At 55.4% G+C, this 24,288-nt stretch carries 21 protein-coding genes; 13 read left to right on the top strand and 8 right to left on the bottom strand.

Going from position 1 to position 24,288, the window contains the following annotated elements:
- From RTM13_RS19535 to RTM13_RS19520, 4 genes are all read left to right on the top strand, one after another.
- The coding region (locus RTM13_RS19535) for an aminotransferase class I/II-fold pyridoxal phosphate-dependent enzyme (RefSeq protein ID WP_312214347.1) at positions 1-572 on the top strand (572 nt) is incomplete at its 5' end.
- A 64-nt stretch (positions 573-636) separates the two neighbouring features.
- Positions 637-1,347: an acid phosphatase AphA gene (aphA, locus tag RTM13_RS19530; protein WP_312214345.1), complete on the top strand. Its 711-nt coding sequence runs from the start codon at positions 637-639 to the stop codon at positions 1,345-1,347.
- A gap of 105 nt (positions 1,348-1,452) precedes the next feature.
- Positions 1,453-1,875 carry a secondary thiamine-phosphate synthase enzyme YjbQ gene (locus RTM13_RS19525; protein WP_312214343.1) on the top strand — a complete coding sequence of 141 codons (423 nt, stop codon included), beginning with the start codon at positions 1,453-1,455 and terminating at the stop codon, positions 1,873-1,875.
- Complete coding sequence (locus RTM13_RS19520) at positions 1,872-2,225, top strand: MmcQ/YjbR family DNA-binding protein (protein ID WP_312214341.1); 354 nt, start codon at positions 1,872-1,874, stop codon at positions 2,223-2,225. Before RTM13_RS19525 ends, RTM13_RS19520 begins: the two co-directional genes overlap by 4 nt.
- Position 2,226: 1 nt before the next feature.
- Here RTM13_RS19520 and uvrA read toward each other — a convergent pair whose 3' ends face one another.
- Positions 2,227-5,052: an excinuclease ABC subunit UvrA gene (gene uvrA, locus RTM13_RS19515; RefSeq protein WP_312214339.1), complete on the bottom strand. Its 2,826-nt coding sequence runs from the start codon at positions 5,050-5,052 to the stop codon at positions 2,227-2,229.
- A 261-nt stretch (positions 5,053-5,313) separates the two neighbouring features.
- Between uvrA and ssb1 the strand changes: the two genes are divergently transcribed.
- Positions 5,314-5,850, top strand: coding sequence for a single-stranded DNA-binding protein SSB1 (gene ssb1 / locus RTM13_RS19510; protein ID WP_103818716.1), 537 nt, complete (start codon positions 5,314-5,316; stop codon positions 5,848-5,850).
- A gap of 612 nt (positions 5,851-6,462) precedes the next feature.
- On the top strand, positions 6,463-8,343 hold the full coding sequence (locus tag RTM13_RS19505; RefSeq protein ID WP_312214337.1) for a reverse transcriptase domain-containing protein: 1,881 nt from the start codon (positions 6,463-6,465) through the stop codon (positions 8,341-8,343).
- Positions 8,344-8,501: 158 nt separating this feature from the next.
- Here RTM13_RS19505 and RTM13_RS19500 read toward each other — a convergent pair whose 3' ends face one another.
- Positions 8,502-8,783 carry a YjcB family protein gene (locus RTM13_RS19500; protein ID WP_312214335.1) on the bottom strand — a complete coding sequence of 94 codons (282 nt, stop codon included), beginning with the start codon at positions 8,781-8,783 and terminating at the stop codon, positions 8,502-8,504.
- 530 nt (positions 8,784-9,313) lie between these two features.
- On the opposite strand from RTM13_RS19500, the gene RTM13_RS19495 reads away from it, so the two are divergent.
- Positions 9,314-10,879 (top strand): EAL domain-containing protein, encoded by a 1,566-nt coding sequence (locus RTM13_RS19495; protein ID WP_312214333.1) that lies wholly within the window; start codon positions 9,314-9,316, stop codon positions 10,877-10,879.
- Positions 10,880-10,889: 10 nt separating this feature from the next.
- Here the strand turns inward: RTM13_RS19495 and soxS are convergent, their stop codons facing one another.
- Entirely contained in the window at positions 10,890-11,213 is a 324-nt protein-coding gene (soxS, locus tag RTM13_RS19490; protein ID WP_312214331.1) for a superoxide response transcriptional regulator SoxS, read from the bottom strand.
- An 86-nt stretch (positions 11,214-11,299) separates the two neighbouring features.
- Between soxS and soxR the strand changes: the two genes are divergently transcribed.
- The 4 genes from soxR (at position 11,300) to RTM13_RS19470 (ending at position 16,231) form a co-directional block, all read left to right on the top strand.
- Complete coding sequence (gene soxR, locus RTM13_RS19485) at positions 11,300-11,770, top strand: redox-sensitive transcriptional activator SoxR (RefSeq protein WP_312214329.1); 471 nt, start codon at positions 11,300-11,302, stop codon at positions 11,768-11,770.
- A 289-nt stretch (positions 11,771-12,059) separates the two neighbouring features.
- Entirely contained in the window at positions 12,060-12,728 is a 669-nt protein-coding gene (locus RTM13_RS19480) for a glutathione S-transferase (RefSeq protein WP_312214327.1), read from the top strand.
- A 342-nt stretch (positions 12,729-13,070) separates the two neighbouring features.
- On the top strand, positions 13,071-14,420 hold the full coding sequence (locus RTM13_RS19475) for an NCS2 family permease (protein WP_312214325.1): 1,350 nt from the start codon (positions 13,071-13,073) through the stop codon (positions 14,418-14,420).
- 164 nt (positions 14,421-14,584) lie between these two features.
- The gene (locus tag RTM13_RS19470; protein WP_312214323.1) at positions 14,585-16,231 is read left to right on the top strand and encodes a Na+/H+ antiporter; all 1,647 of its coding nucleotides are present in this window, start codon (positions 14,585-14,587) and stop codon (positions 16,229-16,231) included.
- An 87-nt stretch (positions 16,232-16,318) separates the two neighbouring features.
- On the opposite strand, the gene RTM13_RS19465 is transcribed toward RTM13_RS19470, so the two are convergent.
- The gene (locus RTM13_RS19465; RefSeq protein ID WP_312214322.1) at positions 16,319-17,206 is read right to left on the bottom strand and encodes a LysR substrate-binding domain-containing protein; all 888 of its coding nucleotides are present in this window, start codon (positions 17,204-17,206) and stop codon (positions 16,319-16,321) included.
- A gap of 103 nt (positions 17,207-17,309) precedes the next feature.
- Between RTM13_RS19465 and RTM13_RS19460 the strand changes: the two genes are divergently transcribed.
- Both RTM13_RS19460 and RTM13_RS19455 read left to right on the top strand, forming a co-directional pair.
- Positions 17,310-17,717, top strand: a complete 408-nt coding sequence (locus RTM13_RS19460; protein WP_312214320.1) for a CidA/LrgA family protein — start codon at positions 17,310-17,312, stop codon at positions 17,715-17,717.
- Complete coding sequence (locus RTM13_RS19455) at positions 17,714-18,403, top strand: LrgB family protein (RefSeq protein WP_312214318.1); 690 nt, start codon at positions 17,714-17,716, stop codon at positions 18,401-18,403. The genes RTM13_RS19460 and RTM13_RS19455 overlap by 4 nt, the downstream gene beginning before the upstream one ends.
- Before the next feature lie 15 nt (positions 18,404-18,418).
- Here RTM13_RS19455 and RTM13_RS19450 read toward each other — a convergent pair whose 3' ends face one another.
- From RTM13_RS19450 to acs, 4 genes are all read right to left on the bottom strand, one after another.
- The gene (locus RTM13_RS19450) at positions 18,419-19,708 is read right to left on the bottom strand and encodes a Gfo/Idh/MocA family oxidoreductase (RefSeq protein WP_312214316.1); all 1,290 of its coding nucleotides are present in this window, start codon (positions 19,706-19,708) and stop codon (positions 18,419-18,421) included.
- Between the two features lie 106 nt (positions 19,709-19,814).
- Positions 19,815-21,464 carry a cation/acetate symporter ActP gene (gene actP / locus RTM13_RS19445; protein WP_312214314.1) on the bottom strand — a complete coding sequence of 550 codons (1,650 nt, stop codon included), beginning with the start codon at positions 21,462-21,464 and terminating at the stop codon, positions 19,815-19,817.
- On the bottom strand, positions 21,461-21,775 hold the full coding sequence (locus RTM13_RS19440) for a DUF485 domain-containing protein (RefSeq protein ID WP_312214312.1): 315 nt from the start codon (positions 21,773-21,775) through the stop codon (positions 21,461-21,463). Before RTM13_RS19440 ends, actP begins: the two co-directional genes overlap by 4 nt.
- 81 nt (positions 21,776-21,856) lie before the next feature.
- Positions 21,857-23,815 (bottom strand): acetate--CoA ligase, encoded by a 1,959-nt coding sequence (acs, locus tag RTM13_RS19435; protein ID WP_312214310.1) that lies wholly within the window; start codon positions 23,813-23,815, stop codon positions 21,857-21,859.
- Between the last annotated feature and the right edge of the window lie 473 nt (positions 23,816-24,288).

The raw sequence follows: 24,288 nt of genomic DNA, 5'->3' as shown, positions 1-24,288 counted from the left end.
CGTTCCTCGACATCGCCTATCAGGGCTTTGGTGCCGGGATGGAAGAGGACGCCTACGCTATTCGTGCCATCGCTAATGCTGGTCTGCCAGCGCTGGTGAGCAACTCCTTCTCGAAGATCTTCTCTCTCTACGGCGAGCGCGTCGGTGGCCTGTCCATCGTCTGTGAAGATGCAGAAACCGCCGGGCGCGTGCTGGGACAGCTGAAAGCCACCGTACGCCGCAACTACTCCAGCCCGCCAAACTTCGGCGCGCAGGTAGTGGCGGCCGTGCTGGGTGATGCAACGCTAAAAGCCCAGTGGCTGGCAGAAGTGGAGGCGATGCGCCTGCGTATCTCTGCCATGCGTCAGGAGCTGGTTAACGTTCTGCGCGAGGCGGTGCCAGGGCATAACTTTGACTATCTGCTGCTGCAGCGCGGCATGTTCAGCTACACCGGCCTTAGCGCGGCGCAGGTGACTCGTCTGCGCGAAGAGTTTGGCGTCTACCTGATTGCCAGCGGCCGCATGTGCCTTGCTGGCCTGAACCATGGGAATGTGCACCGCGTCGCACAGGCCTTTGCTGCGGTAATGGCATAATACGCGCCTTCCCCGGCGCAAAGCCGGGGAAAATTCTACCAAATTCTAACGTTTAGGGATGAATATGCGTAAATTACCCCTCGCACTGAGTGCATTATGTCTGCTGTTTACCGTGGGTGCTGCCAGCGCGCACGCCTCCTCTCCTTCGCCGCTCTATCCGGGAACCAACGTCGCGAAACTGGCTGAGCAAGCGCCCATTCATTGGGTCTCGGTCGCACAGATTGAAAACAGCCTCCAGGGTCGCCCGCCGATGGCCGTCGGGTTTGATATCGATGATACCGTGCTCTTCTCAAGTCCTGGCTTCTGGCGGGGCAAAGAGACCTTTTCACCGCAGAGTGAAGAGTATCTCCATAATCCCGCCTTCTGGGAGAAGATGAACAACGGCTGGGATGAGTACAGCATCCCTAAAGAGGTCGCACGGGCGCTGATCGCAATGCACATCAAGCGTGGCGATGCGATCTACTTCGTTACCGGGCGCAGCCAAAGCAAAACCGAGACCGTGTCAAAAACGCTGCAGGATGATTTTCAGATCCCCGCCGAAAATATGAATCCGGTGATCTTTGCCGGTGACCAGCCGGGCCAGAACACCAAGACCCAGTGGCTACAGGATAAGCAGATAAAGCTGTTCTACGGCGACTCGGATAACGACATCAGCGCTGCGCGGGAAGTGGGAGCCCGAGGCATTCGCGTGCTGCGTGCCTCTAACTCTACTTATCGCCCTATGCCGCAGGCGGGGATGTATGGTGAAGAGGTCATCGCTAACTCCGAGTATTGATTGTTAAAAGGCAATCGCCAGGTTGCCTTATTTTCGTCCTTTTCTGGCTGATCTGCCCTGGGTGTTACACACTTAGCATCAGGTGAATTAACTCTGGAGCACGCTATGTGGTATCAACAAACTCTCAGGCTTGGCGCAAAGCCACGCGGTTTCCATCTGGTGACGGACGAGGTGCTGGAGCAAATTCCTTCCCTTAGCCGCATCAAAACGGGTTTGTTGCACCTGCTGCTACAGCACACCTCCGCCTCTCTCACGCTGAATGAAAATTGCGATCCCACCGTGCGTTACGATATGGAGCAGCACTTTCTGCAGGCCGTGCCGGACAGCGCCCGCTACGAGCACGACGCTGAGGGACCGGACGACATGCCTTCTCACATCAAATCCTCCACGCTTGGCGTATCGCTGCTGCTGCCGGTACAAAACGGTCGCTTACAGCTGGGGACGTGGCAGGGCATCTGGCTGGGAGAGCACCGCATTCACGGCGGATCGCGCAAAATCATCGCAACACTACAAGGGGAAGAGAAATGATCAATTCGGAACTGCTGACCTACTGCATGGGTAAACCAGGCGCGGAGCAGAGCGTACACAGCGACTGGAAGGCTACGCAGATCAAAGTGGCAGACGTACTATTTGCGATGGTGCATGACGTTGATAACCGCCCGGCCGTATCGCTGAAAACCAGCCCGGAGCTGGCCGAGCTATTGCGGAGTGAAAATGCAGACGTGCGGCCGAGCGCGCGTCTGAACAAGGCGCACTGGAGTACGGTATTCCTTGATGGATCGCTGCCGGATTCGCGAATTTACTACCTGGTAGACGCGTCCTACAAGCTGGCGGTTGAAGCGCTGCCTGATACAGTCAGGCAGCAGCTTTCCGTTTAGGCTATTTCAGCATCGGTTTGAGGAAGCGGGCAGTGTGCGAGGTTTCGCACTCTGCGACCGTTTCTGGCGTGCCGGAGACGAGGATCTCGCCGCCGCCGCTGCCCCCTTCCGGACCGAGATCGACAATCCAGTCCGCGGTCTTGATCACGTCGAGGTTGTGCTCAATCACTACGATGGTGTTGCCCTGATCGCGCAGCTGGTGCAGCACTTCCAGCAGCTGCTGGATGTCGGCAAAGTGCAGGCCGGTGGTCGGCTCATCCAGAATATAGAGCGTCTGGCCGGTACCGCGTTTTGACAGCTCACGGGCCAGCTTCACGCGCTGGGCCTCACCGCCGGAGAGCGTGGTAGCAGACTGACCGAGACGGATGTAGGAGAGACCCACGTCCATCAGGGTTTGCAGCTTGCGCGCCAGCGCCGGAACGGCATCAAAGAACTCACGCGCCTCTTCGATGGTCATATCCAGCACTTCGTGGATGCTCTTGCCCTTGTATTTGATCTCCAGCGTTTCGCGGTTATAGCGTTTGCCTTTGCACTGGTCGCACGGCACGTAGATATCCGGCAGGAAGTGCATCTCTACCTTGATCACCCCGTCGCCCTGGCAGGCCTCACAGCGGCCGCCGCGCACGTTAAAGCTAAAGCGTCCCGGCGTGTAGCCGCGTGAGCGGGACTCCGGCACGCCAGCAAACAGCTCACGCACCGGTGTAAAGACGCCGGTATAGGTGGCCGGGTTTGAGCGCGGAGTACGACCAATCGGGCTCTGGTCGATATCGATGACCTTATCGAAGTGCTCCAGGCCCTGAACCTCGCGGTAGGGTGCCGGCTCGGCGATAGTCGCACCGTTAAGCTGACGCTGGGCAATCGGGAACAGAGTATCGTTGATCAGGGTCGATTTACCTGAGCCGGAGACGCCAGTAATACAGGTAAACAGGCCTACCGGCAGGGTGAGCGTTACGTCCTTAAGGTTGTTACCGCGAGCGCCGGAGAGCTTCAGCACCTTCGACGGATCGGCAGGCACGCGCTCTTTTGGCACGGCAATCTGCCGCTTGCCGCTCATAAATTGCCCGGTTAACGACTCCGGCACCGCCATGATGGCATCCAGCGGGCCTTCCGCCACCACCTGGCCACCGTGGACGCCTGCGCCAGGACCAATATCAATCACGTGGTCAGCGGCGCGGATCGCGTCTTCGTCATGCTCAACCACAATTACCGTGTTGCCAAGGTCACGCAGGTGGATCAGCGTGCCCAGCAGACGTTCGTTGTCGCGCTGGTGCAGGCCGATGGACGGCTCATCCAGGACGTACATCACCCCGACCAGGCCGGCACCGATCTGGCTTGCCAGACGGATGCGCTGCGCTTCACCCCCGGAGAGCGTCTCCGCCGAGCGGGAGAGGGTCAGGTAGTTGAGGCCGACGTTTACCAGGAACTTCAGGCGGTCGCCAATCTCCTTAAGCACCTTCTCAGCGATCTTCGCCCGCTGGCCAGCCAGCTTAAGGTTGTTAAAGAAGTCCATCGCGTGGCCGATGCTCATGTCGGAGATCGCTGGCAGCGGCGTGTCCTCAACAAAGACGTGGCGTGCTTCACGACGCAGGCGCGTACCGTCGCAGGAGGCGCACGGACGGTTGCTGATAAACTTCGCCAGCTCTTCGCGTACCGCACTCGACTCGGTCTCTTTGTAACGGCGCTCCATATTGTGCAGGACGCCTTCAAACGGATGACGGCGCACGGAGGTGTCGCCGCGATCGTTCATATACTTAAATTCGATGCTCTCTTTACCGGAGCCGAACAGCACCACTTTTTGCACCGACGCGCTCAGGCTCTCCCAGGCATCGTCAACGTCAAACTTGTAGTGATCCGCCAGCGAGCGCAGCATCTGGAAGTAGTAGAAGTTACGGCGATCCCAGCCGCGGATCGCGCCGCCGGACAGCGACAGCTCCGGGTTCTGGATCACGCGATCCGGATCGAAATACTGCTGCACGCCCAGACCGTCACAGGTCGGACAGGCACCGGCCGGGTTGTTGAACGAGAACATGCGCGGTTCCAGCTCGTTCATGCTGTAGCCGCAGATCGGGCAGGCAAAGTTGGCGGAGAAGAGCAGCTCTTCCACCTTATCATCGTCCATATCGGCGACGATCGCCGTGCCGCCGGAGAGATCCAGCGCGGTTTCAAAGGACTCGGCCAGGCGCTGGGTCAGATCGTCCCGCACCTTAAAGCGGTCTATGACCACCTCAATGGTATGTTTTTTATGCAGTTCAAGACTCGGTGGATCCGAAAGGTCGCACACTTCACCATCGATACGGGCGCGGATATAGCCCTGGCTCGCCAGGTTCTCCAGCGTCTTGGTATGTTCACCCTTACGCTCTTTGATGATCGGCGCAAGCAGCATCAGGCGCTTGCCCTCCGGCTGCGACAGCACGTTATCGACCATCTGGCTGACGGTTTGCGCATCCAGCGGCACGTTGTGATCCGGGCAGCGCGGCTCGCCTACGCGGGCAAACAGCAGGCGCAGGTAGTCGTGGATCTCGGTAATGGTCCCGACCGTGGAACGCGGGTTGTGCGAGGTCGACTTCTGCTCAATAGAGATCGCTGGCGACAGCCCTTCGATGTGATCGACATCCGGCTTTTCCATCAACGACAGGAACTGGCGCGCATAGGCGGAGAGCGATTCAACGTAGCGACGCTGACCTTCGGCATAGAGGGTGTCGAAAGCCAGGGATGATTTACCTGAACCTGAAAGCCCGGTCACGACAATCAGCTTGTCGCGTGGGATAACGAGATTGATATTCTTGAGATTGTGGGTGCGCGCGCCCCGTACTTCTATCTTATCCATTCACCTTTCCCGGTAAGAGACTCGGCGCTCGGTATGTTTGAAGGACATCCGGCGAACTGAACTGAAACGGTTAATTATGACACAAAAAAACCTGAATGGATATACAGTATAGGAATGCATCCCGGACGTATTTGTGCGAAAATAGCGCACGGCGGGAGGATTACTGGAATCCTCCTCGCAAGGTATCAAAGCGTCGCTTGGTAAGTTACAATCGCGCGCTTACACTATTGAGATTAAGAAACGTATTCAGGAGACACAACCATGGCCAGCAGAGGCGTAAACAAGGTGATTCTCGTCGGTAATCTGGGCCAGGACCCGGAAGTACGCTACATGCCGAATGGTGGCGCAGTAGCCAACATTACGCTGGCTACTTCCGAATCCTGGCGTGATAAAGCGACCGGTGAGATGAAAGAGCAGACCGAATGGCACCGGGTTGTGCTGTTTGGCAAACTGGCCGAGGTGGCCGGTGAATATCTGCGTAAAGGTTCTCAGGTCTATATCGAAGGCTCCCTGCGCACCCGCAAATGGACCGATCAGTCCGGCGCGGAAAAGTACACGACCGAAGTGGTGGTGAACGTGGGCGGCACCATGCAGATGCTTGGCGGCCGTCAGGGCGGCGGTGCACCGGCAGGCGGTCAGCAGGGCGGCGGCCAGCAGGGCGGTTGGGGTCAGCCTCAACAGCCGCAGGGTGGTAACCAGAACCAGTTCAGCGGCGGCGCACAGCAGCGTCCGCAGCAGTCTGCTCCGGCACCGTCTAACGAGCCGCCGATGGACTTCGACGACGATATCCCGTTCTGAGTGCGCCGTTTTGCTTTGTAAATCAAGCGGTTAAATCGTTTTCGAGATAATCATAGGCTGTTGGATTGCCTATTGCAAGCCTGACTTATCCTTATCCAGTAATGGGTTTGAACCTCGAAAGAGGAAGGGGAGTGCAGCATGTCAGGAAAAGGCTGGTTGTGGGGAAATAACCTACTTTGCGCCAGCCATTGCAAGTCCCATATGGTTAAGCCTGATTGGTTGAATCATAGTTCATAGTGGGTTTCGGGATGCCTTTGACTCACGGTTATTCAGGAGTCATACCAATATTTATAGTAATTATTGTTAGAAGGTTACTATATCCAACAATATTGGCACCTGCTCGGTGAGAGTGGTAAATGAACGTAAGTGGAACCTAAGTGGGACGCACCTTGACTACAAAGAAATACGGGATTACCTAAGTTGGTTATAAAATTAACCAATAAGGTAACGGAGACTTCGTAGTACCCAATGTGGCTCTGTAATGGAGATGCAATTGTTAAATCAATCTGAAAAATATATATAAATCGGTAAGTAATTACTAATGAAAATATATTCGTAAGGGGGAAGGAAGTCAGTTGGACATATACTCATAGATGCGAGGTTTGATAGTCAGTGCTATCACAAAGGACACTCAATGCTCTAAGTGGTATAAGCAAAGCCAGCAGGAAAGGTCATAAGGTCAAGAAGTTGCATAAAATCATGTGTAACAACCGAGATCTATGGGCACAGGCATATGCCAACATTTACTCCAATCGTGGCGCCATGACGAAAGGAATAAATAATGATACGGTAGATGGAATGAGTATCGATAGGATAATAAATCTTATAGAACTCATTAAATCAAATACGTATAAACCCAAACCTTGCAGGCGCATACACATACCTAAAGATGCACGAGCGCCAAATGGAAAGAAACGTCCGTTAGGTATTCCTACTGGAAATGATAAGTTAATACAGGAAGTAATGAGAATGCTCTTGGAAGAAATTTATGAGCCAGTTTTTAGTGACTGGAGTTATGGATTCAGGCCAAAACGTTCTTGCCATTCTGCATTAACAGAGATCCGAAACAGCTGGAAAGGAACAAAATGGGTATGTAATATCGATATCAAAGGATACTTCGACAACATTGACCATAGTCTGCTGCTTAAATTCTTGAGTAAGCGGATTGCGGATAACTCATTTCTGGCACTTATTAAGAAGTTCCTGAAAGCTGGGTATCTGGACAGCTGGCGTTACTTTGGCACCCATAGCGGGACACCACAGGGCGGTATCATCTCACCTGTCCTTGCCAATGTGTTTCTCCATGAGCTTGATGAATTTATGAAAAATAGAATCAAAGAGTTCGGTAAAGGAGATCGAAGGAAACCTAATCCCATATACAAAAGAGCACTACAGAACCGAGCAAATCGTATCAAGTGGATCAGACAAGGTTTCGGCGCTTCTGGGATGCCTGCTGATGAGCAGAGAATCCAAAAATGGAAACGCGAAGCGGATGAACTGGAAAAACAATTACGTACATTATCCAGTGTTATCATGGATGATACTGAATTCAAAAGAATGCGGTATGTTCGATATGCCGATGATTTTCTAATTGGTATCATAGGAAGTAAAATCGAAGCAAAAAGCATAATGAAAGAGGTTATGAATTTTGTTGAAACCAAACTTCGTCTGGAAATATCTAAAGAAAAATCTGGTATAGTTGACCCAAAGAAAGGATTCATTTTTCTCGGCTATGAAATTAAAACCCGTCGTGAAAACAAACAGGTCAAATGTGTTGTAGGGCTTAATTCAGATGGAAGTAAAACCCATGCGGTAAAACGTACGATAACGGAACACATCCATCTGGGAGTGCCGAGGGATAGAATCCATAGGTTCTGTTCTCTACGTGGCTATGGGAATTACGACGGCGGGTATGGCAATAGCGCCTCTCGGCCGGCAATGATGCATATGTCTGACTATGAAATTATTAGTCAGTACAACGCTGAAATGCGCGGCTACGCTAATTACTATAATCTTGCTCCAGCTCTCTATCTCAATAAGTTACATTGGGTATGGGAGAATAGTCTTTATAAGACCCTGGCTGGTAAACACGGTATATCGCGTACTAAAATCGTAAAACGATTAAGGCTCGCAGATGGCAGATCTGTTTATCGAGAAAGTCGTAATGGAAAGATATTTGAGTTAGAGGTTTTCAAACTCAAAAACAGGTGTGCGTCAAAATATGGTTCTCCGGATTTATTGCCTAATACACATAGATATTCCGGTAGAACTGAACTGCTGAGCAGGATGGCTGCATCCCAATGTGAATATTGTGGCATCAGAACCGGTCCTTTTGAAGTCCATCATGTGAGGAAACTTAAGGATATAAAAAAGGGAATAGATAACTGGAAAAGGCTAATGATTGCCCGTAACAGGAAAACGTTAGTCCTCTGCCGGATTTGCCACATAAACCTTCATAGAGGGACGCTACCAGATCGCAGGACCTTTGTTTGATCCAATGGAGAGCCGTATGCATAGAAATGTGCACGTACGGTTCGGTGGGGGGGCAACGGCTAACCCTAATTGGGCGCACGTGCCCTACCCAACTCCTGCGCTGATGCAGCGTACGTCATAAAAAAACCCCGACGCGTCGGGGTTTTTTGTGTTCTAACTCAGGTGATTACCATCGGCCACTCTGGCGGCGCATGGCTGGCGACCTCAATCATCACGCTTTTGATGTTGTGCCAGATAGTGGCAACGTCGACCAGGGTGATGCCCAGCAGCCCGGTGGCAAACCAGCAGGCAGCTACCACACCAAGGCCGCTGCTAACGATTGCCAGACCAATATAGTCGGATTTACGGAACCTGATATTCAGCGAGCTGGCTAAGAACATCAGGATTGCGCTCATGAGCTGCCAGCGCAACAGAACAACGCTAGTCGTAAAGGTGGCCATAGTTTGTAACCTCACACGTCTGCGGGCCGCTTTCGTGGTGGTGAGGCTCGCAGGGACAGACGGGATAAAATGAAACGCTCTTTTGGTTTCATAAGATATGTGAACTATATCACATTTGCTTCTTTATTAGCCAGTCACGCAACGGGTTTTTTGGCCACTTTTTAACCATGTGAATAGTATGGAGATCGGGTGCGAACATTATTCGCTCAATGCGGACTTACGCAGACGAAAAAATAAACGCAGGGAGGATTCTTTTTTTACCGCACTGGCAGTTTAGCTTAATCAGCGATCCCCTGTTGCGTTAACGGAAAACCCCTAACGGTAGCTGGATAATTATTTCCCTTAATATAAACAGGACGAACACTTTTAGTTTGGCTTACGGACAAATATTATCGTCATAACCAAATATTAGGTTTTTAATGATAAAAGTCGGTTGCTAATGTCTGATGATTCATGCAACGTAATCACCTGTTTATCAAAGCTTCCTGCCGACAATGCAGGCACACATAAAGCAGGGATATAGGGCAGAAATGTATCATAGCGCACGCCGCAAGGCGCTAAGGATTGTCGGGATCATCATGGTAGTTTTGCTACCTGTGATGCTGGCGCTATGGTTTGCTCACATCCGCGCCGTTAAAGAGACCGGCATACAGCTGCGTTCATTTGCTCAGCTGGCGCTGGATAAGACCGAGATGGTTATCCAGCAGGTTGATATCGCTCGCAGTGAAGCAGAGAAGTTTAATGGCAGGATCTGTTCGCCGGCGCATCGCTATAATATGCTTAATATTATCCGCGGGCAGCTCTACGTTGCTGATATAATTTATGCCAACGGCAATCGCTTTTTATGCTCTACCTCAATGGCACCAGCCGAACCCTATATTATTCACGCCGCAGAATATACCCACTCTCCGGATATCTCCAACTACTACTATCGTGATACCCCGTTTTATGCGGGCTATAAGATGGTCTATATGCAGCGCGGCCATTATGCCATGGTGGTCAATCCGTTGGCCTATAGCGAGGTGATGTCGGACGACCCCTCCCTGGCCTACGGCGTATATGACACGATAACCAAGGCGTTCTTCTCGGTTAGCCCGACGGCGGACGCCCGAGTGCTGGCGGGTCTGATACAGAACAACGATTTTACCTTCCAGCAGGGCGGACGCTTCTATACTATCGCTAACTCAGAAAAGCGCCCCATTGCGATTATTGTCTCCACCTCCAGCGATCGCTATTTCCAATTTCTCTATCACCAGGCAACGCTCACTCTGCCGCTGGGGATGATTTGCAGCATTATTATTTTGCTGATGTGGTCCCGGACCCAGCAGGAATTTAATTCGCCGCGCCGCTTGTTGCATCGCGCTTTGTTAAAACGCCAATTGCGGCTCAATTATCAACCAATTATTGATATTAAAACCGGGCAGTGTGTGGGCGCGGAAGCCTTGTTACGCTGGCCTGGTTTTGAAGGGCCGGTGATGAGCCCGGCAGAATTTATACCGCTAGCGGAAAAAGAGGGGCTGATTGAGCGGGTAACTGATTATGCCGTCGAAGAAGTTTTTGCCGATTTAGGCCGCTTTTTGTCAGAAAATCCGCAGCTCTATATCTCAATTAACCTGTCTGCATCAGACTTTCACTCCTCACGCCTGATTGCCTTAATTTCTGATAAAGCCCAGCAGCATGACGTGCGGGCGCAGCAAATTAAGATTGAGGTCACCGAGCGTGGATTTATTGATGTGCCGAAAACAACGCCGGTGATCCAGGCATTCCGCCAGGCCGGATATGAAGTCGCGATTGATGATTTTGGCACCGGCTACTCTAACCTGCACAACTTATATTCGCTGAACGTTGATATCCTGAAAATCGATAAATCCTTTATCGATACGCTGACGACCAACAGCACCAGCCACCTGATTGCGGAACACATCATTGAGATGGCGCAAAGCTTGCGCCTCAAGATTATCGCCGAAGGCGTTGAAACGTCAGAGCAGGTGACCTGGCTGTTAAAACGTGGCGTACAATATTGCCAGGGATGGTACTTTGCGAAGGCGCTGTCGCCGCAGGACTTTATGGAGTGGCTGCGACAGCCACTGCGCTGATCCGCCCTCGCTACATTTGATGTCGATAGTCGCTTGGCGTCCGGTCAAACTCTCGACGAAATACGCGGGAAAAGGTCTGCTGCGACACATATCCCAGCTCCATCGCAATATCAAAGATTGGCCGCTTCGTCGTACGTAGCGCTTCCGCCGCCATCAGCAGACGCCGCTGACGGATATAATCTCCGAGCGTCTGGTGAGTTACCGCACGAAACATCCGCTGCAAATACCACTTAGAGTATCCAGATTTCTGCGCCACTACATCAATGTTCAGGGGTTGGTCGATATGTTCATCAATCCATTCGGTAAGCGTATGAATAATTTGCTGATGGGACATATTGCTGCCTCTTTTTCAGTGCTGAAGTCGTCGTTTGGTCTGAAGCGGAGTATAATTCCTCAAGTTAACTTGAGGTAAAGCGCTTTATGGAAAAGAAATTACCGCGTATTAAAGCCATGCTGACGCCTGGCGAGGTCGCGAAGCGTAGCGGGGTTGCGGTCTCAGCCCTGCACTTTTATGAGAGTAAGGGCTTGATTAAGAGCGTGCGTAACGAGGGTAATCAGCGGCGTTACGCCCGTGATGTACTGCGCTACGTCGCTATTATTAAAATTGCTCAGCGCATCGGCATCCCGCTGGCCACCATCGGCGAAGCCCTGAGCGTACTGCCTGCGGGCCACACGCTAAGTGCGAAAACATGGGAGCAACTCTCTTCTCAGTGGCGTGAAGAGCTGGACAGACGTATCCACACCCTTGAGGCGCTGCGCGACGATCTTAACGGCTGCATCGGCTGTGGCTGCTTGTCACGCAAAGACTGCCCGCTACGTAACCCAGGCGACAGGTTGGGGGAGCAGGGGACCGGTGCCCGGCTGTTAGAAGACGACGTAAACGATAAATAAAACTAAAGCGCCACAAGGGCGCTTTAGTTATTTCCGGTCTTTGTCTTTCACTCTATCCCGCTCATTTTACAGGAGGGTTTCCCCCGACATCGACACCCCTCGCTCGAACGCGTTGTTGAGGTTCCGGTTTGTGTTGACACTTTTAGTCTATGCCACCCGGCCTGGATTGCCAGCGAGATCGCCGCCAGTTTTGCCGAAATTTTTCGCGCATCATGTGCAGTTTTCTATAGTTAGTAGACATGACTGCTGGCCAGACAGTGCGTTGCTGGCATAAAACCGGGAGACAACCGTGATCACCGTACATCATCTTAACCAGTCGCGTTCGCAGCGCATTCTCTGGGCCCTGGAAGAGCTGGGTCTGCCCTACCAAATTGTTCGCTACCAGCGGGAAAAGACCATGATGGCGCCGGAGGCGCTGAAAAAGGTGCATCCGCTGGGGAAATCGCCAGTACTGGATGATAACGGTACGATAATCGCCGAATCCGGTGCGATTCTGGAACATTTACAGGAGACCTATGACACCCGTGGCCAACTTAAGCCGACGGATATCCAGCAAAAGCTCCAGTACCGTTTCTGGTTGCACTATGCCGAAGGATCGTTGATGCCGCTCCTGCTGATGAAGCTGGTCTTTGGCAGCCTGGGTAAACCGCCGGTGCCCTTTGGCCTGCGCACCCTCGGCAAGGCGCTGGGGGAGGGCGTTCAGAAGGCGTATCTCAATAAGCAGATTGAAACCCATGCCCGCTACATTGAGTCGCAGCTCGGCAGCCAGCCATGGTTCACCGGCGAGCAACCCAGCATGGCAGATATTCAGATGAGCTTCCCGGTATTCGCCCTGCTGGCGCGCGGCGGCGTCGACCATCTGCCAAATCTGGAGGCGTGGAAAACGCGGGTTGAAAATCGTCCGGCCTGGCAGCGCGCTATCGCCCAGGGTGGCCCCTTTGAGCTGCCCGGCGCGTAACCATTCTAAAAAATGATGACTTCAGGCCAGCGGATTAGAACCTGGCTAAAAATGTTGCAAGGTTGCGCATAGACGATAACGTTTGCGCATCCTCTGCCTGGTTTTTCATCGTCATAAGGGAAATTTAGTAAAAACCGGCAAAGTTAAGTTGAAATACCCCCTGTGAAGGCTAGATAATCGTTTGCCTTTTTTTACAGCCGTTTTGTTTGCGCGGAGTTAAACGTTTGCTTTTTGTGGCTCTGCTTAGCCACAACCTGTTTCGGAATGATGACGTTTAACGGGCAGTGGATTGTCCACCACGCTAACCAACGAAAAAATAAAACTCTTCAGGGGATGTTTTCTATGTCTACGCCTTCGGCGCGTACCGGCGGTTCGCTTGACGCTCTATTTAAAATTTCTGCTCGTGGTAGCACCGTCCGTCAGGAAGTGGTCGCCGGCTTAACCACCTTCCTTGCGATGGTCTACTCCGTCATCGTCGTTCCGGGCATGTTAGGAAAAGCGGGCTTCCCACCCGCCGCAGTGTTTGTTGCTACCTGCCTGGTGGCTGGCGTCGGCTCTATCGTCATGGGAGTGTGGGCGAACCTGCCGCTGGCAATTGGCTGCGCCATCTCACTGACCGCCTTCACCGCGTTTAGCCTGGTGCTGGGCCAGCAGATCAGCGTCCCGGTGGCTCTCGGCGCGGTGTTCCTGATGGGCGTGCTGTTTACCGTGATCTCTGCCACCGGCATTCGTAGCTGGATCCTGCGCAACCTGCCGCAGGGCGTGGCGCACGGCACCGGTATCGGTATCGGTCTGTTCCTGCTGCTGATCGCCGCCAACGGCGTCGGTCTGGTGGTGAAAAACCCGATTGAAGGTCTGCCGGTGGCGCTGGGCAACTTCGCCAGCTTCCCGGTGATCATGTCTCTGATTGGCCTGGCCGTGATCATCGGCCTGGAAAAATTGAAGGTGCCGGGCGGCATTCTGCTGACCATCATCGGCGTGTCGATTGTGGGGCTGATTTTTGACCCGAGCGTGCACTTCTCCGGTATTTTCGCCATGCCGTCGCTGAGCGACGATAAAGGTAACTCGCTGATTGGCAGCCTCGACATCGTTGGCGCGCTGAACCCGCTGGTGCTGCCGAGCGTGCTGGCGCTGGTGATGACGGCAGTATTCGATGCCACGGGTACTATCCGTGCGGTAGCCGGGCAGGCTAACCTGCTGGATAAAGATGGCCAGATTATCGACGGCGGCAAAGCGCTGACCACCGACTCCCTGAGCAGCGTCTTCTCCGGTCTGGTGGGTGCGGCCCCGGCAGCGGTCTATATCGAATCAGCGGCCGGTACGGCTGCGGGCGGTAAGACCGGCCTGACGGCGATTACCGTTGGCGTGCTGTTCCTGCTGATCCTGTTCCTCTCGCCGCTCTCCTACCTGGTCCCGGCCTACGCGACCGCACCGGCGCTGATGTACGTTGGCCTGCTGATGCTTAGCAACGTGGCAAAAATCGACTTTGCCGATTTCGTGGATGCGATGGCCGGTCTGATCACCGCCGTCTTTATCGTGCTGACCTGTAACATCGTTACCGGCATCATGATTGGCTTCGCCTCGTTGGTGATTGGCCGCATCGTCTCTGGTGAGTGGCGTCGTCTGAATATCGGCACGGTGGTGATCGCCATCGCGCTGGTTGCTTTCTATGCGGGCGGCTGGGCAATCTAAGCCTCTCCGCTGCTAAAAATGGGTGGCTCTGGCCGCCCATTTTTCTGTTTTTAAGGCACATCTTGTTTCCTTTTCGTTAGCCTGCATGTTCTATTATGAGAGGCATGATGCCTCGTCATCGTTCGTCACCTCTCGATATAAAAAACATCGCAAACAGGGAACGCATGGAAATCTTCTTTACCATTCTCATCATGACCCTTGTGGTCTCTCTCTCCGGCGTCATCACACGCGTTTTGCCGTTCCAGATCCCGCTGCCGCTGATGCAGATTGCTATCGGCGCGATGCTGGCGCTGCCGACGTTTGGCCTGCACGTTGAGTTCGATCCTGAGCTCTTTCTGGTGCTGTTCATCCCGCCGCTGCTGTTCGCCGACGGCTGGAAAACGCCGACGCGGGAGTTCCTTGAACACGGACGGGAGATCCTCGGTCTCGCACTGGCGCTGGTGCTGGTCACCGTCGTTGGCATTGGCTTCCTTATCTACTGGATCGTGCCGGGTATTCCGCTGGTGCCAGCCTTAGCGCTGGCGGCCGTGCTCTCCCCGACCGACGCCGTGGCGCTCTCCGGCATCGTCGGCGAAGGACGCATCCCGAAAAAAATTATGGGCATTCTGCAGGGCGAAGCGTTAATGAACGACGCCTCCGGCCTGGTATCCCTGAAGTTTGCCGTCGCGGTGGCGATGGGTACCATGGTGTTTACCGTCGGCGGCGCCTCGGTAGAGTTCCTCAAGGTGGCCGTGGGCGGCATCCTGGCTGGCTTCATCGTGAGCTGGCTGTATGGACGCTCGCTGCGCTTCCTTAGCCGCTGGGGCGGCGATGAGCCAGCGACGCAGATCGTGCTGCTGTTCCTGCTGCCGTTTGCCTCCTACCTGATTGCAGAACACATTGGCTTCTCGGGCATTCTGGCCGCCGTGGCTGCCGGGATGACCATTACCCGCTCCGGGGTAATGCGCCGCGCACCGCTGGCCATGCGTCTGCGGGCTAACAGCACCTGGGCGATGCTGGAGTTTGTCTTTAACGGCATGGTGTTCCTGCTGCTGGGCCTGCAGCTGCCGGGGATCCTGGAGTCCTCACTGGTGGCCGCCGAGGCCGACCCGAACGTCGAAACATGGATGCTGTTTACCGACATCGTGCTGATCTATGCTGCGCTAATGCTGGTGCGTTTCGGCTGGCTGTGGACAATGAAAAAGTTCAGCCAGCGCTTCTTAACCAAGAAGCCGATGGAGTTTGGCTCCTGGAGCACCCGCGAGCTGCTGATCGCCTCTTTCGCCGGGGTGCGCGGGGCGATTACCCTGGCGGGCGTGCTCTCTATCCCGCTGCTGCTGCCGGACGGTAACGTCTTCCCGGCCCGCTACGAGCTGGTGTTCCTGGCTGCCGGTGTGATCCTCTTCTCGCTGTTTGTTGGTGTGGTAATGCTGCCGATCCTGCTTCAGCATATGGAGGTGGGCGACCATATTCAGCAGGCGAAGGAGGAGCGGCTGGCGCGTTCGGTCACAGCCGACGTGGCAATTGTGGCGATCCAGAAGATGCAGGAGCGGCTGGCGGCTAATAGCGAAGAGAACATCGATAACCAACTGCTGACCGAGGTGAGCTCGCGGGTGATCGGTAACCTGCGCCGCCGGGCCGATGGGCGCAACAATGCCGAAGGATCGATGCAGGAGGAGAACCTCGAGCGCCGCTTCCGTCTGGCGGCGCTGCGCTCCGAGCGTGCCGAGCTGTATCACCTGCGCGCCACGCGCCAGATCAGCAATGAGACGATGCAGAAGCTGCTGCACGATCTCGACCTGCTGGAAGCGCTGCTCGTTGAGAATAAGTGATTGTATTGTCCGGTGGCGCTACGCTTACCGGGCCTACAGGCCCATAACCCGTAGGCCGGGCCAGGCGAAGCCGCCACCCGGCCTTTTTTATGGCTGCGGTAACCAGAACCCTTCACAGCACGTTAGCCATGCCTGGGCGCTGTGTGACAGATAGATCCCCTCCCGCCAGATCATCCCCAGCTGCCACTGCAAATCACTCTGCAAGGGGATCCAGCGCAGCGTCTGCTTGTCCAGCCGCTGGCAGATTGGCTCCGGCAAAATCGCAATCCCGACTCCGGCCTGTACCATAGCAGCAAGAAAATCCCACTGACCGCTGCGCACGGCGATGCGCGGCTTCACATCGTGCTGGTTGAAGAGCCGCATCAGCTGCTGGCTGAGGGCAAAATCCTCGTTGTAGATCAGCAGCGGATGCTCGGCCAGCATTTCGGGTGATACCGCCTCGCACTTCAGCCAGTCGCCGGAGCGGGGGACCAGCACGCACAGCGGGTGGCTAAATAGCGGTAGGGTAGTCAGGCCGCTCTCCTCCTCTACCGGCAGCGCCGTCATCGCCAGGTCCAGCTCGCCATTTATTACTGCCTGCTGGACAGTCAGGCCGCCAAACTCGGCAATTTTTAGCTCTATGCCAGGATGGCGCTGGCGAAACAGGCTGATGGGCCCGGCCATCTGCATACCCACCATCGGCGGTATGCCCAGCCGCAGCACCCCTTTGTTTAGGTGCTGAATATCGTCCAGCTCGGCCTCCAGCTGGCGGAACTCGGCAAGGATCGCCTGACCGCGTTCAAACACAACCCGGCCGGTATCGGTAAGCAGCAGCCTGCGTCCGTCGCGGATCAGTAGGGTAGTGTTCAGCTCATCCTCCAGATTCTTCAGCATCTTACTGATGGTAGGCTGGGTGACGAACAGCCGCTCCGCTGCGCGGGTGAAACTCTGCTGGCGCACGACCTCCACAAAATAGCGCAGCGTTCTGATGTCCATGACTATTCCTTTCAACTATGTTTGCGATGAGTTTAATTCATTTCAACCGGGGAAGGTGGCTCTCTATACTGTCGTTCCAATCACATTTCCTGGACATACCCTGATGGACGTGGCGTTACGCCGTGTTACGCCTGCGCTAGTGCGTCGGCTCCAGATCCCGCTGCAGGTGCTGCTCTATGCCGGACTTTTCGTCATGGCCCAGCACCTTGTACAGTGGCTCAACCTGCCGCTGCCCGCTAACCTGGTGGGCATGATCGTTCTGCTCGTGCTGGTGACGTGCCGGATCGTTCCTCTGAAATGGGTACGAGCCGGAGCAAGCTGGCTGCTGGCAGAGATGCTGCTCTTTTTTGTGCCTGCGGTGGTGGCAGTGGTGAACTACGCCCAGCTGCTGCTGATCGACGGCTGGCGTATTTTCGCCGTCATCGCCCTCAGCACCCTGATGGTGCTTGGGGCGACGGCCTGGGTGGTGGATAAAGTCTATCGCTACGAACTTCGCAGGCAGCGGTCATGACTGATTTTCAAATGGGTCTGCTCTGCCTGGCCGTCACGCTACTCATCTACTTTACCAATAAAAGGCTCTATCGGCGCTTTCGCACGCTGCCTCTGATGCCGCTGGTCTGCACGCCCATTGTGCTGGTGCTGATGCTGGTGTTTGGCCATATCTCCTACCAGAACTACATGGGCGAGGCGCACTGGCTGCTGTGGCTGCTCGGTCCGGCGACCATCGCCTTTGCCGTGCCGGTCTATGACAACCGGGCAATGATCAAGCGTCACTGGATGTCGCTCACTGCCGGAACCCTCACCGCGACGGTGGTAGCGGTGACCAGCTCGGTGTGGCTGGCACGCCTGTTTACCCTGCCGGATGAGATCCAGCGTAGCCTGGCGGTGCGTTCGGTGACAACGCCCTTTGCGCTGGCGGCGGCCGGACCGCTGGGAGGCCAGCCGGACCTGGTGGCACTGTTTGTGGTGGTTACGGGCGTCTTCGGTATGGCGGTGGGGGATATGCTGTTTCTGCGCCTCGCCATCCGGGAGGGCATGGCAAAAGGGGCTGGCTTTGGCGCGGCCTCGCACGGGGCGGGGACGGCGCGATCCTACGAGCTGGGCCAGCAGGAGGGCGTCGTTGCCAGCCTGGTGATGATGCTTTCCGGCGTGGTAATGGTGCTGATTGCGCCGCTGGTTGCCAGAGTGATGTTCTAACCAGCGGCGTGAGAGCTACTTCAGCCGGGCAACCAGCTCAAACTCGCGGAAGTTAACCGGGCGCTGCTGCTGCATCGAGATATTCCCGGCGATGCCGGTAAGGATCGACATTGCGCCTGCCCGGTGATCGGCGGCGCGCTGGAGGGGATCGTCTCCCGGCTCGCCAAACAGATCCGCCAGCATGGCATTATCCCCGCCGCCGTGTCCGCCTTCGCCAACGGTAAACTCCGCCTTCCACGGTGCGGCAAACATCGGGAAGACCGTGATATCGCACCCCTCCAGACTCCCTTCGTTCTCGCGTGCGCCGCCAGCGTTAACGTAGGATTTCTCCACCAGCTTCATCTCCAGTCGCCCCGCACTGCCGTTAAACACCACGTTTAGCCCCTCCCAGGGCAGGTAGGCATTCAGGGAGTAGGTCAGTTGCACCCGGTTTTGATACTTCACCAGCACCGACATGGTGTCTTCGATGGTAATGCCGTCGCTAAACACGCTCTGGTCGCGGAAGTAGTTATCCTCATGCTCGGCATCGAGGTAGAGCGCTTTCAGCTGGGCGTTGTCGGCCATCTGCAGCGCAAAGGGATCCGCTTTCGCCTGCTCATAGCCGTGAGCACGAGGATAGAACTGCGTGACGCCCCGCCGCTCGGCATTCTCTTTACCGTAGAAGCGCAGCCCGCCCTCGGCGTAGACGCGCTCGGGATAGCTCCCCAGCCAGAAGTTCATCAGGTCAAAGTGGTGAGTCGATTTATGCACCAGCAGGCCGCCGCTGTTGCGCTTCTCCCGGTGCCAGCGGCGGAAGTAGTCCGCGCCGTGCTCGGTGTTGAGCAACCACTCAAAATGGACGGAGTAGACCTCGCCAATCGTACCGTTCATCAGTAGCTCGCGTACCTTGCTATGGTGCGGGGCATAGCGGTAGTTAAAGGCCACGCGCACGCTGCGGCCCGTCTCTTCGATAGCATCGAGGATGCGCAGAGCGCGCTGCTCATCAATGGTCATTGGCTTTTCGGTGATAACGTCGCACCCGGCCCGCAGCGCCCGCACAATATAGTCGTCGTGGGTGCGGTCCATGGTAGTGACAATAATCGTATCCGGTCGCGTTTCACGGATCATCGCGTCAAACTGTTCTGCTTTCCACGTTGATACCGGCTCGCTGTCGCTGCTTTGCAGCAGCTGATTGGCATAATCCATACGCGTCTGGTTAGTGTCGCAGAAGGCCACCAGCTGCGCCGTTTCGCGCCACTGTCCGCCAATAGCAGAGATGTACAGTCCGGCCCGACCTCCGGTTCCGACAAGGGCATATCGCTTCATCGTATCCTCTCGTATTAAAACAACGTTTCAAATAGATTGGGATACTGTATCGCGATTGTGAGAAGAGAACTGTGATCCCCGGCCAGAATGACCGGGGATAGGGGGATTAATGTGCGCGGCCCTGCTCAATACCCAGCCCGGTTTGCGAGCGGATAAACTGGGCGCGGAATTTCTCACGCTCCAGCTTGCCTTCCGCCGTGTTGTCGGTCAGGGAGAATACCCAGATGCCGATAAACGCCACGGCGATGGAGAAGAGTGCCGGGTACTCATACGGGAAGAGGGCTTTCTCATGGCCTAGGATCTGTACCCAGATCGTCGGGCCGAGAACCATCAGCACCACGGCAGTCAGCAGACCCAGCCAGCCGCCGATCATTGCGCCACGGGTAGTAAGCTTCGACCAGTACATGGAGAGCAGGATAATAGGGAAGTTACAGCTGGCGGCAATAGAGAAGGCCAGGCCCACCATAAAGGCGATGTTCTGGTTCTCAAACAGAATGCCGAGCAGGATCGCTATCACACCGAGCACCAGTACGGTGATTTTCGACACTCTCAGCTCGTCGCGTTCGGAGGCACCTTTGCGGAAGACGTTGGCATAGAGATCGTGCGATACCGCCGAAGCGCCCGCCAGCGTCAGGCCAGCCACAACTGCCAGAATAGTGGCAAAGGCCACGGCAGAGATAAAGCCCAGGAAGAGGCTACCGCCCACCGCGTTAGCCAGATGCACCGCCGCCATGTTGTTACCGCCGATCAGCGCGCCCGCAGCGTCTTTAAACACCGGGTTGGCCCCTACCAGCATGATCGCGCCAAAGCCGATAATAAAGGTCAGGATGTAGAAGTAACCCATAAAACCGGTGGCGTAGAAGACACTCTTCCGCGCCTCGCGGGCGTCACTAACGGTAAAGAAGCGCATCAGGATGTGCGGCAGCCCGGCGGTACCAAACATCAAACCAAGGCCGAGAGAGAGGGCCGAGATAGGATCCTTCACCAGCCCGCCGGGGCTCATGATGGCTTCCCCTTTCGGATGCACCGCCATCGCCTCGCTGAACAGGTTATTGAAGCTGAAGCCGACGTGTTTCATCACCATGAAGGCCATAAAGCTCGCGCCAAACAGCAGCAGCACCGCCTTGATAATCTGTACCCAGGTGGTGGCCAGCATGCCGCCAAACAGGACGTACATCACCATCAATACGCCCACCAGCACCACCGCAATGTGGTAGTTGAGGCCGAACAGCAGCTGGATCAGCTTGCCCGCGCCGACCATCTGGGCGATGAGGTAGAGGGCAACCACCACCAGCGAGCCGCAGGCGGAGAGGATGCGAATCGGCCCCTGCTTCAGCCGATAAGAGGCAACGTCGGCGAAGGTGTAACGCCCAAGGTTACGCAGACGTTCGGCGATCAAAAACAGGATGATCGGCCAGCCGACGAGGAAGCCGAGGGAGTAGATCAGGCCATCGTAGCCGGAGGTAAACACCAGCGCGGAGATACCTAAAAACGATGCCGCTGACATATAGTCCCCGGCGATGGCCAGGCCGTTTTGCAGGCCGGTGATATTACCCCCTGCGGTGTAGTAATCGCTTCGCGTCCGGGTGCGCTTTGAGGCCCAGTAAGTGATGCCGAGCGTCATAGCCACGAAGATGACAAACATGATAATCGCCTGCCAGTTGGTCGGCTGGCGCTGTACCGCGCCGGTAAGCGCATCCGCAGCGCCGGCGGTAAAAGGGAGCGCGGCGGGCAGCGCTATCAGGATCCTTTTCATAATGCTTTTACCTCGCGGACAACGTCACTGTTGAGGCGATCGAACTCGCCGTTTGCGCGCCAGACATAGACGCCGGTCAGAATAAACGAGATCAGGATAACGCCGATGCCAATAGGGATGCCGCGCGTCACGCTGGTTCCCGGATGCAGCGGGGTACCCAGCCAGCCTGGCGCAAAGGCGATCAGCATAATAAAGCTGATGTACATGACTAGTACGATAAGTGAGAGGATAAAGGCAAACCGTTGCCGCTTGTCGACGAGCTCCCTGTAGTGCGCACTATTCTCAATCTGCTGACAAATATCGTTATTCATCACAGAGTCTCCAGACGTATTTTGTAGGGGAGGGGTTTTATTATTCCCTCTCCCTTACGGGAGAGGGTGGGGATGACACCGTTACGATGGCATGGTGATACCCTGCTTCTCTTCGAGCAGTTTTTCCACCACGCCCGGATCGGCCAGGGTCGACGTATCACCGAGGTTGCTGGTATCGCCCGCGGCAATCTTACGCAGAATACGGCGCATGATTTTGCCGGAGCGCGTTTTCGGCAGCGAGTCGGTCCAGTGCAGCACATCCGGCGTGGCCAGCGGACCAATCTCTTTGCGTACCCAGTTGCGCACTTCGGTATAGAGCGCTGGAGATGGCTCTTCGCCGTGGTTCAGGGTGACGTAGGCGTAGATCGCCTGGCCTTTGATGTTGTGAGGGATGCCTACTACCGCTGCCTCGGCGATTTTCGGGTGCGAGACCAGCGCGGATTCGATCTCCGCCGTGCCAAGGCGATGGCCGGAGACGTTGAGCACGTCATCGACGCGGCCGGTGATCCAGTAGTAGCCATCCTCGTCGCGTCGTGCGCCATCACCGCTGAAGTACATGTTTTTAAAGGTCGAGAAGTAGGTCTGCTCGAAGCGCTCGTGATCGCCAAACAGCGTGCGCGCCTGTCCCGGCCAGGAGTCAACTATCGCCAGGTTACCTTCGGTGGCCCCCTCCAGCGGCGTACCTTCGTTATCCACCAGTGCAGGCTGGACGCCAAAGAAGGGATGGGTAGCGGAGCCGGCTTTCAGCTCGGTGGCACCCGGCAGCGGGGCGATCATAAAGCCCCCGGTTTCGGTCTGCCACCAGGTGTCGATCACCGGGCACTTCTCGTTACCAATCTTCTTCCAGTACCACTCCCAGGCTTCCGGATTGATCGGTTCACCTACCGAGCCGAGGATGCGCAGCGACGAGCGTTCGGTACCGGCAATCGCCTTGTCGCCTTCTGCCATCAGGGCGCGGATCGCCGTCGGCGCGGTATAGAGAATATTGACCTTATGCTTATCAACCACCTGAGCCATGCGCGCTGGGGTAGGCCAGTTCGGCACGCCCTCAAACATCAGGGTAGTCGCCCCGCAGGCCAACGGACCGTAGAGCAGATAGCTGTGACCGGTAACCCAGCCAACGTCGGCGGTGCACCAGTAGATTTCGCCCGGATGGTAGTCAAAGACATACTTAAAGGTAGTGGCTGCATAGACCAGATAGCCGCCGGTAGTGTGCAGCACCCCTTTGGGCTTACCGGTCGAGCCGGAGGTGTAGAGGATAAAAAGCGGATCTTCGGCATTCATCTCTACCGGCTGGTGCTCGCTGCTGGCCTGCGCCATTACGTCGCTCCACCAGAGATCGCGTCCCTCCTGCCATTCAATATTGCCCCCGGTACGCTTCAGCACCACCACGTGCTCGATAGTGGTAACGTTAGGGTTTTTCAGCGCGTCGTCGACGTTCTTTTTCAGCGGGATACTGCGCCCAGCGCGAACGCCCTCGTCGGCGGTGATCACCAGCCGCGAGCTGGAGTCGATAATGCGTCCGGCCACCGCTTCCGGTGAGAAACCGCCGAAGATAACGGAGTGAATAGCACCAATGCGCGCGCAGGCGAGCATCGCCACCGCCGCTTCCGGCACCATCGGCATATAGATCGCCACTACGTCGCCTTTTTTGATACCGAGCGCCAGCAGGGCGTTGGCGAAGCGGCAGACGTCGGCGTGCAGTTCACGATATGAGATATGTTTGCTCTGCTGGGCGTCGTCGCCCTCCCAGATAATCGCCGTCTGGTCGCCGCGCTCGGCCAGGTGCCTGTCGAGGCAGTTGGCGGCCAGGTTGAGCGTGCCATCCTCATACCACTTAATGGAGACGTTGCCCGGCGCGAAGGAGGTGTTCTTCACCTTCTCATAGGGCCGGATCCAGTCGAGAATTTTGCCCTCTTCGCCCCAGAAGGCGTCGGGATCGCTTATGGATTGCTGATATTTCGCCTCATACTGCTCCGGGTTAATCAGGCAATTTTCCGCGATATTGGCGGGAACAGAGTGTTTATGTATTTGGCTCATGGCTATTGTTCTCCTTGTAAGATGTTAAGGATATGTCACGGAAACGTTAAGGGAAGAGCGAGAGCTGGCTTTGTTTACTTTTTGGGCGGAAGATCACGCATTGTTTGAATGGTTGAAAATTCAGCAAATGAATCTTTAAAGGTAAATAATCACTATTTATGATGAATGCAGGAGAGGTGATGAAAATCTCATCCATAACATATAGTTATGCATTAATAATGTAATAAAAAGCGCTTCTTATGCACTTTAGCTGTCAAAGACCCTCATCTTAAAGGGTTGCACTTGATACCATGCAAATGGTACTGATAATGCGCGTTATAAAACCCCGCTTTACTAAGCAACGCTAATCACACCCCTTTCAGTATGTATCGCTCCGGTACACGGAATGGTGCTTCATTGAGGACGTCTGTAGTTATGAAAAATTTGAAAGTCAGCCTGGCCTGGCAAATTTTGCTGGCCCTTGTGCTGGGTAT

This window comes from Pseudescherichia sp. (genome assembly GCF_031979925.1).
In the GTDB taxonomy this organism is placed as follows: domain Bacteria; phylum Pseudomonadota; class Gammaproteobacteria; order Enterobacterales; family Enterobacteriaceae; genus Pseudescherichia.
This window is presented reverse-complemented; position numbering and strand designations above follow the sequence as displayed.

What these genes read in the sequence shown, in the direction of transcription:
- soxS (WP_312214331.1), bottom strand. Translation starts at nt 11,213, where the DNA reads ATGTCCCATCAGCAAATTATTCATACGCTTACCGAATGGATTGATGAA.
- uvrA (WP_312214339.1), bottom strand. Translation starts at nt 5,052, where the DNA reads ATGGATAAGATAGAAGTACGGGGCGCGCGCACCCACAATCTCAAGAAT.
- ssb1 (WP_103818716.1), top strand. Translation starts at nt 5,314, where the DNA reads ATGGCCAGCAGAGGCGTAAACAAGGTGATTCTCGTCGGTAATCTGGGC.
- RTM13_RS19450 (WP_312214316.1), bottom strand. Translation starts at nt 19,708, where the DNA reads ATGAAGCGATATGCCCTTGTCGGAACCGGAGGTCGGGCCGGACTGTAC.
- RTM13_RS19460 (WP_312214320.1), top strand. Translation starts at nt 17,310, where the DNA reads ATGGACGTGGCGTTACGCCGTGTTACGCCTGCGCTAGTGCGTCGGCTC.
- RTM13_RS19520 (WP_312214341.1), top strand. Translation starts at nt 1,872, where the DNA reads ATGATCAATTCGGAACTGCTGACCTACTGCATGGGTAAACCAGGCGCG.
- RTM13_RS19455 (WP_312214318.1), top strand. Translation starts at nt 17,714, where the DNA reads ATGACTGATTTTCAAATGGGTCTGCTCTGCCTGGCCGTCACGCTACTC.
- RTM13_RS19470 (WP_312214323.1), top strand. Translation starts at nt 14,585, where the DNA reads ATGGAAATCTTCTTTACCATTCTCATCATGACCCTTGTGGTCTCTCTC.
- soxR (WP_312214329.1), top strand. Translation starts at nt 11,300, where the DNA reads ATGGAAAAGAAATTACCGCGTATTAAAGCCATGCTGACGCCTGGCGAG.
- RTM13_RS19475 (WP_312214325.1), top strand. Translation starts at nt 13,071, where the DNA reads ATGTCTACGCCTTCGGCGCGTACCGGCGGTTCGCTTGACGCTCTATTT.
- RTM13_RS19440 (WP_312214312.1), bottom strand. Translation starts at nt 21,775, where the DNA reads ATGAATAACGATATTTGTCAGCAGATTGAGAATAGTGCGCACTACAGG.
- RTM13_RS19465 (WP_312214322.1), bottom strand. Translation starts at nt 17,206, where the DNA reads ATGGACATCAGAACGCTGCGCTATTTTGTGGAGGTCGTGCGCCAGCAG.
- actP (WP_312214314.1), bottom strand. Translation starts at nt 21,464, where the DNA reads ATGAAAAGGATCCTGATAGCGCTGCCCGCCGCGCTCCCTTTTACCGCC.
- RTM13_RS19500 (WP_312214335.1), bottom strand. Translation starts at nt 8,783, where the DNA reads ATGGCCACCTTTACGACTAGCGTTGTTCTGTTGCGCTGGCAGCTCATG.
- aphA (WP_312214345.1), top strand. Translation starts at nt 637, where the DNA reads ATGCGTAAATTACCCCTCGCACTGAGTGCATTATGTCTGCTGTTTACC.
- RTM13_RS19525 (WP_312214343.1), top strand. Translation starts at nt 1,453, where the DNA reads ATGTGGTATCAACAAACTCTCAGGCTTGGCGCAAAGCCACGCGGTTTC.
- acs (WP_312214310.1), bottom strand. Translation starts at nt 23,815, where the DNA reads ATGAGCCAAATACATAAACACTCTGTTCCCGCCAATATCGCGGAAAAT.
- RTM13_RS19495 (WP_312214333.1), top strand. Translation starts at nt 9,314, where the DNA reads ATGTATCATAGCGCACGCCGCAAGGCGCTAAGGATTGTCGGGATCATC.